Source organism: Micromonospora sp. NPDC049799, assembly GCF_040656655.1.
Classification (GTDB): Bacteria; Actinomycetota; Actinomycetes; order Mycobacteriales; family Micromonosporaceae; genus Micromonospora.
In genome coordinates this window covers 1-7,373 of the sequence record NZ_JBFAMU010000249.1, presented here as the reverse complement: position 1 = coordinate 7,373, position 7,373 = coordinate 1, and the positions used below count along the sequence as shown (strand labels likewise).

Here is a 7,373-nt window from a genome sequence, read left to right as displayed (position 1 = left end):
CGGGCCCGGGACCTGGGGATCCCGGATACGGAAGCGGCCGTCACGCCCGACATGCTCGTGGTCTGATAGGACGGTGGCGGCCGGAGGACCCGAGCCGGCGCAGCCAGAACGTCGACTCGGGCAGCCACGCGTCGGCGACGTCCGCGCCGTCGGCCAGGTCCCGGACCATGGCGGCGGACTGGCGGGCCTCCACGACGACGGACACGCAGGGTTGGCTGCCGACGCTCGCCCGCGCGATCCGGTCCAGGGCCGGCGCCACCACCGGGGCGGCGGCCAGCCGCAGCCGCACCTGGTCGCGACAGGCCGGCTCGCGCCGCTCGGACGCGACGTACGTGACCGTCGCCCAGCCGAGCAGCACCATGGCCAGGGCCGCGCTGAGCAGCACCACCGGGGAACGGCGGAAGAGGTCACGCACCGGAGCGGAGAGGTCACGCAACACCGCCCGGGTCACCTCCTCGATGTCCGCGCCGGCGAGTCCGGCCGCAGGTCACAACCGTCCGTCGGTGGGACAGCGCATGTGGTGCCCGCCACCGTACGGGGTCGCGGTGCACACCCTGCCAAGGTTTTCCGCCGTCGGCAAACCCCCGTTCGACCGGCCCGCTCCGGCGATCTTGCTGACGATGTGACCCATTGCGCAGCACTCCCGGCCCGCCCTAGGGTGGCGCGATCGTGCCCGCTTACTCGTCGGTAGGAGCAGCGTGGACAACTCCGGCATCCCCTCGCGCCACGTCCTGTTCCTGAACTGGCGGGACACCACCAACCCGGAGGGCGGCGGCTCCGAGGTCTACATCGAACGCATCGCGGCCGAGCTGGTCACGTTCGGTCACCAGGTGACTCTGCTCTGTGCGGCGCACGAGGCGGCCGGCGAGTCCGGCACCACCGACGGGGGCGTCCGCGTCCTGCGCCGCGGCTCCCGCATGTCCGTGTACGCGCGGGCCGCCCTGACCTGCGTCGCCGGCCGCCTCGGCTTCGGCCCGCTGAGCCGGCGCGGGCACGGCCGACCCGACCTGGTGGTCGACGTGTGCAACGGGGTGCCGTTCTTCGCCCCGCTCTACGCCGGCCGGCCGGTGGTGTCCCTGGTGCACCACGTGCACCGCGAGCAGTGGCCGGTGGTGTTCGGCCCGTTGATGGCTCGCCTCGGCTGGTGGATCGAGTCGCGGCTGGCGGTGCGGCTGTACCGCCGCTGCCGGTACGTGACGGTCTCCGGGGCGAGCCGCAACGAGCTCGCCGACCTGGGCGTCGACCCCGGGCGCATCGACGTCGTGCCCAACGGCACCCCGCCGGTCACCGGCCCGTCGCTGCCCCGTACGCCGCACCCGTCCCTGCTCGTCCTCGGCCGGCTGGTCCCGCACAAGCGGGTCGAGATCGCCCTGCGGGCGGTTGCCGCGCTGGTCGACGAGCTGCCCGACCTGGAACTGGTGGTGGCCGGCCAGGGCTGGTGGGAGACGCCGCTACGGGAGCTGTCCGAGCGGCTCGGCATCTCCGACCACGTCCGGTTCACCGGCTTCATCAGCGAGGAGGAGAAGCACGCGGCGCTCTCCTCGGCCTGGCTGGCGCTCACCCCCTCGCTCAAGGAGGGGTGGGGGCTCACGATCGTGGAGGCCGCCGCCCGCAGCACCCCGACGGTGGCGTTCCGCTACGCCGGTGGTGTCGCCGAGGCGATGGTCGACACGGAGACCGGCCTGCTCGTCGACGACGAGGAGGAGTTCGTGTCGGTGGTCCGGGAACTGCTCGCCGACGACGTGCGCCGCAAGGCGATGGGTGAGGCGGCGTTGCAGCACGCGGCCCGGTTCACCTGGACCGCCGCCGGTGCCCGCTTCGCCCAGCTGGTCGCGGGGACGGCCGCCCGGGATTGACCGAGACCACGCCGAAAAGGCGCCCGCGTCAGCGGGCGCCTTTTCGTTCGTCAGGGCTCAGCGAGCGCCGTACTCGATCGGCTGATCGACGGTGCTGGAGTTGCCGGCCTTATCCGCGGCGTCCTGCGCGGACGTGCCGAGACCGTTCGCCAGACCGACGCTCAGCAGCAGACCGAGCACGACTCCGAGTACCCCCACGGCGACGAACGCGGGCAGGTTCTTCATCCACCTTCTCCTTCCGCGGGACTCGCGTGCCGGGACGCTATCACGGGGCGACGCCTCCGCGCAGTGCCCGAAAGAACGATGCCGATCATCACCGCTCCGGCGAGCAGATGGGCCAATCCGACCGGTCCCGGTCCGGTCGCGGTGGGTGACGGCGACCAGACCGGGTTCTCGTAGAGGGTCAGGTCCGGTCCGGCGTGGACGATCCGCAGGCCGGCCAGCGCGGACGCCCGCGGCGCCGGACCCGGGACGTGCTGCACCAGCACCCATCGGACATCCTCGGCGGCCAGCGGGCGGCCGTCGGCGATCAGCATCCGTACCCGCGCCGCCCGGGGGTCCTCGCCGGCCACCGCACGACCACCGACCCAGAGGGTGTCGTCGACCAGCACCGGCACCGCGAGGTACCGGGGCGCCGGGTCGATCACCACCACGTCCCGGTTCCAGGCCGGACGCTGGTACTCCTGGAACGGCAGTGAGATCACCGGACCTGGGCGCGCCGCCGTCAGCCGGGCCACCGTCGCCCAGTCCGCCGGCCACTGGACCGGCCGCAGCCGGCCCGCCGCGCCGAACGCGAGGTCGGGCAGGACCGCCACCGGCAGCAGCACCGCCCCGGCCAGCACGACCCGACCGGTCACCGCGTCGAAGCGGGCGACGGCCCGGTCGGCCAGCCGTTCCGCGCCGAGCGCCCCGGCCACCGCCAGCGCCAACGCGTACGGCAGCAGCAGCTTCTGCCCGTCCCGGACCAGGCCCGCGCCGGGCACGCTGGCCACCAGCCAGCCGAGGGCGGCGGCACCACCGGGCAGCACGCCGACGGCGGCGGCCAGCCAGGAGCCGCCCGCCAGCACCCCCAGTCGTACCGCGAACGCCCCGGGCCAGCGCCGACGCAGCAGCGGCACCCCGCAGCCGGCGACGGCGAGCAGGAGCACGGTCGCCACCGGCACCAGCACCGAGGCCCGCGAGGCCGGCGTGGCCTGCGCGTTCCAGATGCCGCCGGTGCCGGCCAGCGAGACCAGCGGCCCGGCCCAGTTCTCCGCCCGCGCGGCGAACGCCTCCACACCGGCCGGGTCCGACCGGCCGGTACCGGTGCTGACCGCGCCGGCCACCAGCCAGGGCGCGTTGAGCAGCACCGCCGATCCGAGCACCAGGGCCGTCGACCGGCCGGCGCGCGGGTACCGTCCGGGCACCAGGATCCCGGCCGCGACCAGAGCCAGCACACCGCCGGTCGGGGTGATCGCGGACGCCGCCACCGCGAGCAGCAGCCGCCGGGCCGCCCCCGGCCGGCCCGTCCGCACCTCCAGCGCCGCCCGCACCAGCCACGGAAACGCGGCGTACGCGACCAGCAGGCCCCACTGCCCGATCAGCAGCCGCTCGGCGAGGTACGGCGTCCAGGCGTACCCGAGGGCGGCGACCACCCGCACCCCGGTCCGGTCGGTGGGCACCAGCCGGGCGGCGCCGAGCGCGGCGAACCAGACGATCGCCACCAGCACCAGCCGTTGCAGCGCCCATCCCGGCAGCGCCTGGCCCAGCAGCGCCACCACCGCGTCCTGCGGCACGGCCCGGGGCAGCGCCGTGACGGGGGCGATCGCCTCCCAGCTCAGCGTGGGGCGGGGCACGAAGACCATGTCGTAGCGGAGCACGTACCCGGGCAGCGCCAGCGGCGCGAGGACCACCGCGGTGACCACGGCGGCGACGCCGTGGGGCACCAGCCGTTCCCGCATCCGACCGTCCTCACCACCGTCGCCGTACGCGACCACCACCACCGGTGGCGGACACTGTACGCGGCGGGCGCGTACCCGCCGCGAACCATCCGTTGACCTGATGGGGGATGCCGGTCGTGGTGTGGCAGTCTTCCCGCCATGGCAATGACGGGGGCGGCCACGACGGGCGCGCGTGGGCAGGCCGACGGGTGGCTGGGGCGGGATCCCTTCCGCACGGTGGCGCTGGCGATGATCACCATCGGGGTGCTGTGGCGGGCGCAGCTGGCCGCCCGGGGCTACCTCGCCGCCGACGACTTCGTCCTGATCACCCAGGCCAGCGAGGCCGAGCTGACGCCGGAGCACCTGCTCTCGCTGTACAACAACCACCTGATGCCCGGTGGCCGGCTGCTGATCTGGCTGGTGACCGAGTACGTCGGCCTGGCCTACTGGCCGTACGTGCTGCTCATGGCGATCGGGCAGGCCGTCCTCGGGCTGGCCTTCCTCCGGCTGCTGCGCCGCCTGCTGCGACCGGGCTGGCTGATGCTCCTGCCGCTGGGCGTGCTGCTGTTCAGCCCGCTCACCCTGGAGGCGACCTCGTGGTGGGCGGTCGGGGTCAACATGCTGCCGATGCAGATCGCGATGGTGCTCGCGGTCGGCGCGCAGGTGGCGTACGTGCAGACCCGTCGCCGCCGGCACCTGGTCGCGCTGGCCCTGTCGGTGCTCCTCGGACTGTTCTTCTTCGAGAAGGCCGTGCTGGTCGTACCGCTGGTCTTCCTGCTGACCGCCCTGCTCTACGCCGAGGGTGGGGTGGTCCGCACCCTCTGGACCACGGTCCGCCGCTGGTGGCAGTCCTGGCTGGTGCTGACCGTGCTGACGCTGGGTTTCCTGGCCGCCTACCTGACCCGCTCCGAGTCGTCCCTACGCCGGCCGGAGTCGCCGGGCGAGGTGCTGTCCTTCCTCCAGCAGATGCTCGGCTCCAACCTGCTGCCCGGTCTGGTCGGCGGTCCGTGGCGATGGTTGGGCGCCGGTGACGGCGCGCCGGTCGCCGCTCCGCCGGAGCTGGGCAGTTGGCTGGCCTGGGTGCTGGTGGTGGCCCTGATCCTGGCCACCGTACGACGGGACCGCCGCGCCGGCCGGGCCTGGGTGCTGCTCGGCGCGTACCTGGTCATGGTGGCGACGATCCTGGCCGCGACCCGGCTGGGCTCGGTGTTCAGCGCCGTCGCCGGCGGTGTGCCGCGGTACGTCAGCGACGTGGTCGTGGTCGCGGCGCTCTGTCTCGGCGTGGCGCTCTGCGGCCTCGCCCGCGGCCCGGCCGAGGGATGGGCGGCCGGTGCCGTACCGGAGGTTCCGGAGCCGGAGCCGGCGGACGACGCGCCCGCCGCCGAGTCGCGGCCGGCGCCGCAGCCGGTCACCGCCACGGTGCCGGCCGCCCGGCAGAAGCCGCTCGTGGTGGCCCGGGCCGGCGTCATCCACGCCGAGGCGGACGACGAGCCGGAGCCGGAGCCGGAACCCGAGCCGGTGTCCACCGTCCCCGACGCCTCCGTCCCCGACGCCACCGGTCCGGGTGGGCCGAGGTCGGATGACGTGGAGCGGCCGGCCGGCGACACCCCACCGTCCGCCCCGGTACCGTCCCGCACGCCGCCGGGGGACAGCGGGCCGCCGCCGGCGGACCTGCTCGCGCCCATCCCCGCCCGCTACCGCGACTCGGTGACCGTCATGCTGGTCCTGGTCCTGATGGCGGTCTGCCTGGGCACCGCCTGGACGACGTCCCGCTACGGCGACGAGTGGGCCCGCAAGTCCGCCCGCACGTACGTCGAAACCGTCCAGCTCGAGATGGCCAGCGCCCCACCCGGGACGGTCTTCTTCGACACCACCGTCCCGGACAACGTCGTCCCGGCGCTGTCCAACCCGTACAACAAGCAGTCGCGCTTCTTCCGGTCGTTCGGCGCCCGGCCGGTCTTCGTGGACGAGGCCGAGAAGCCGTCGGTGCTGGACCACCTGGGCCGGATCCAGGAGGCCACCATCCAGGGCAGCGTCATCCAGCCCGGTCCCGAGGCGTCGTGCGGTTACCGCGTCACCGCCGGCCAGACCGTCCGGATGCCGTTGGACAAGCCGCGTGACGAGTGGCACTGGGTGGTCCGGGTGGGCTACCTGAGCTCCGGCACGGGCACCGCCGTCCTGCGCCTCGGCACGGGCACCGCCACCTTCCCCGTGAAGCCGGGCCTCAACCAGCACTTCTTCCGCATCGTCGGCGGCGGGGACACGGCGGAGCTCAGCGTTTCCGGCGACGGTGTGTCGTTCTGCACCAACGAGGTCGCCATCGGTGATCCGGTGCCCAAGCCGGAGTAGCGGCGGCCGGCGTCCGCGCCGGCCGCCCGGCCTCCGCCGTCGGTCACTCCGGGCGGAACAGCACCGAGTTGACGTAGCGCGGGCGCGGCCAGACCACCCGCCGGGCGAAGCTCTGGCCGACCCGGGCGATCGCGGCACGCTGGTGCCCGCCGAGGTCGAAGTCCTCCAGCGGCATCCAGGTGCGGCCCGGCAGCACGGACCCCCGGTAGCCCCAGCCGGCGAGCAGGTCCAGCAACGGCGTGACCGGCTGGATCCGCTCCTCGACCTCGATCAGCAGCACCGGCCGGTCACGCCGCACGGTCTCCTCGGCTCCCCGCAGGGCGGGCAGCTCGTGGCCCTCGATGTCCAGCTTGACGAAACGCACGTCGGTCAGCCCCAGCGAGTCCAGCGTGATCCGCCGGACCTCGACCGGATCGCCCTGTCCCACGTCCTCCAGCGACGACGTACCGACGATCGCGCCACCCGCCGGCAGGTGCAGGGCCGCGGTGCCGAGGTGGTCGGAGACGGCCGCCTCGACCACCTCGACCGACGGGAAGGCCGCGCGCAGTTGCCGCGCCAGCGGCGGGGTCGGCTCCACGGCGACCACCCGGTCGGCCCGTCGGAGCAGCCGGGCCGTCCAGGGCCCGTACCAGGCCCCGACGTCCACGGCGGTGCCGCCGCGCGGCACGAACTCGGCCAGCCGGGCCAGTTCCGGTTCCACGCGGGGGTAGACCCATCGGATCGCGTTGCCGACGAGACGTTCGGGAAGGACCGCGGCCAGCCCGGAGGTCGCTGCCGGGACCGCTTGCGTCGACGCCATGGGCCAGGACACTAGACGTTTTCCGCCCCCGGGGGCAGGGGGTCGCCCGTTCGGGGCTGTCGGGCCGGTCGGGTGACCGGTACCGTCTCCCCGGTCGGGCGGTCGGCCCGACCGGTCCGCCGATCACGACACGTACGGCTCGGGCGGCGGCAGGGAGACGCGGGGTGGCATGACTCAGACGGCGGGCGGCGGGACCGCGGTGGTCCGGCTCGGCGCGGCCGGCGTCGCCGTCACCGTCGCCACCGTGCTGACCAACGCGCTGGCGTACGTCGTGCCGGTCCTCGGTGCCCGTCGACTCACCCCCGCCGACCTGGGCGCGCTGGCCACGGTGCTCGCCCTGGCGGCCATCGCGGCGGTGCCCGGCTTCGGTCTCCAGATCGCGGTGGCGGCACATCGCGCCCGGCAGGGAGCCACCGGCTCGGCCCGGCTCGCCGGGCGCACCGCCGCGCT

At 74.6% G+C, this 7,373-nt stretch carries 6 protein-coding genes and 1 pseudogene; 3 read left to right on the top strand and 4 right to left on the bottom strand.

Annotation, left to right across the window (positions count from 1 at the left end):
- Window positions 1-40: 40 nt before the first annotated feature.
- Window positions 41-451: a substrate-binding domain-containing protein gene (locus AB0I76_RS18640; protein ID WP_357036697.1), complete on the bottom strand. Its 411-nt coding sequence runs from the start codon at window positions 449-451 to the stop codon at window positions 41-43.
- 247 nt (window positions 452-698) lie between these two features.
- Here AB0I76_RS18640 and AB0I76_RS18635 point away from each other — a divergent pair, with 247 nt between their 5' ends.
- Complete coding sequence (locus AB0I76_RS18635) at window positions 699-1,856, top strand: glycosyltransferase family 4 protein (protein WP_357036694.1); 1,158 nt, start codon at window positions 699-701, stop codon at window positions 1,854-1,856.
- Window positions 1,857-1,913: 57 nt separating this feature from the next.
- Here AB0I76_RS18635 and AB0I76_RS18630 read toward each other — a convergent pair whose 3' ends face one another.
- Window positions 1,914-2,081, bottom strand: coding sequence for a hypothetical protein (locus AB0I76_RS18630; protein WP_357036691.1), 168 nt, complete (start codon window positions 2,079-2,081; stop codon window positions 1,914-1,916).
- Entirely contained in the window at window positions 2,078-3,796 is a 1,719-nt protein-coding gene (locus AB0I76_RS18625; protein ID WP_357036700.1) for a hypothetical protein, read from the bottom strand. Before AB0I76_RS18625 ends, AB0I76_RS18630 begins: the two co-directional genes overlap by 4 nt.
- A 138-nt stretch (window positions 3,797-3,934) precedes the next feature.
- Between AB0I76_RS18625 and AB0I76_RS18620 the strand changes: the two genes are divergently transcribed.
- Complete coding sequence (locus tag AB0I76_RS18620; RefSeq protein ID WP_357036688.1) at window positions 3,935-6,124, top strand: hypothetical protein; 2,190 nt, start codon at window positions 3,935-3,937, stop codon at window positions 6,122-6,124.
- A 43-nt stretch (window positions 6,125-6,167) separates the two neighbouring features.
- Here AB0I76_RS18620 and AB0I76_RS18615 read toward each other — a convergent pair whose 3' ends face one another.
- Window positions 6,168-6,923, bottom strand: a complete 756-nt coding sequence (locus AB0I76_RS18615; protein WP_357036685.1) for an FkbM family methyltransferase — start codon at window positions 6,921-6,923, stop codon at window positions 6,168-6,170.
- A gap of 169 nt (window positions 6,924-7,092) precedes the next feature.
- Between AB0I76_RS18615 and AB0I76_RS18610 the strand changes: the two are divergent.
- Window positions 7,093-7,373, top strand: a pseudogene (locus tag AB0I76_RS18610) (polysaccharide biosynthesis protein); the annotation flags it as partial.

Excerpts from the sequence above, each read along its gene's own strand:
- AB0I76_RS18630 (WP_357036691.1), bottom strand. The coding sequence starts at position 2,081 with ATGAAGAACCTGCCCGCGTTCGTCGCCGTGGGGGTACTCGGAGTCGTG.
- AB0I76_RS18625 (WP_357036700.1), bottom strand. The coding sequence starts at position 3,796 with ATGCGGGAACGGCTGGTGCCCCACGGCGTCGCCGCCGTGGTCACCGCG.
- AB0I76_RS18620 (WP_357036688.1), top strand. The coding sequence starts at position 3,935 with ATGGCAATGACGGGGGCGGCCACGACGGGCGCGCGTGGGCAGGCCGAC.
- AB0I76_RS18615 (WP_357036685.1), bottom strand. The coding sequence starts at position 6,923 with ATGGCGTCGACGCAAGCGGTCCCGGCAGCGACCTCCGGGCTGGCCGCG.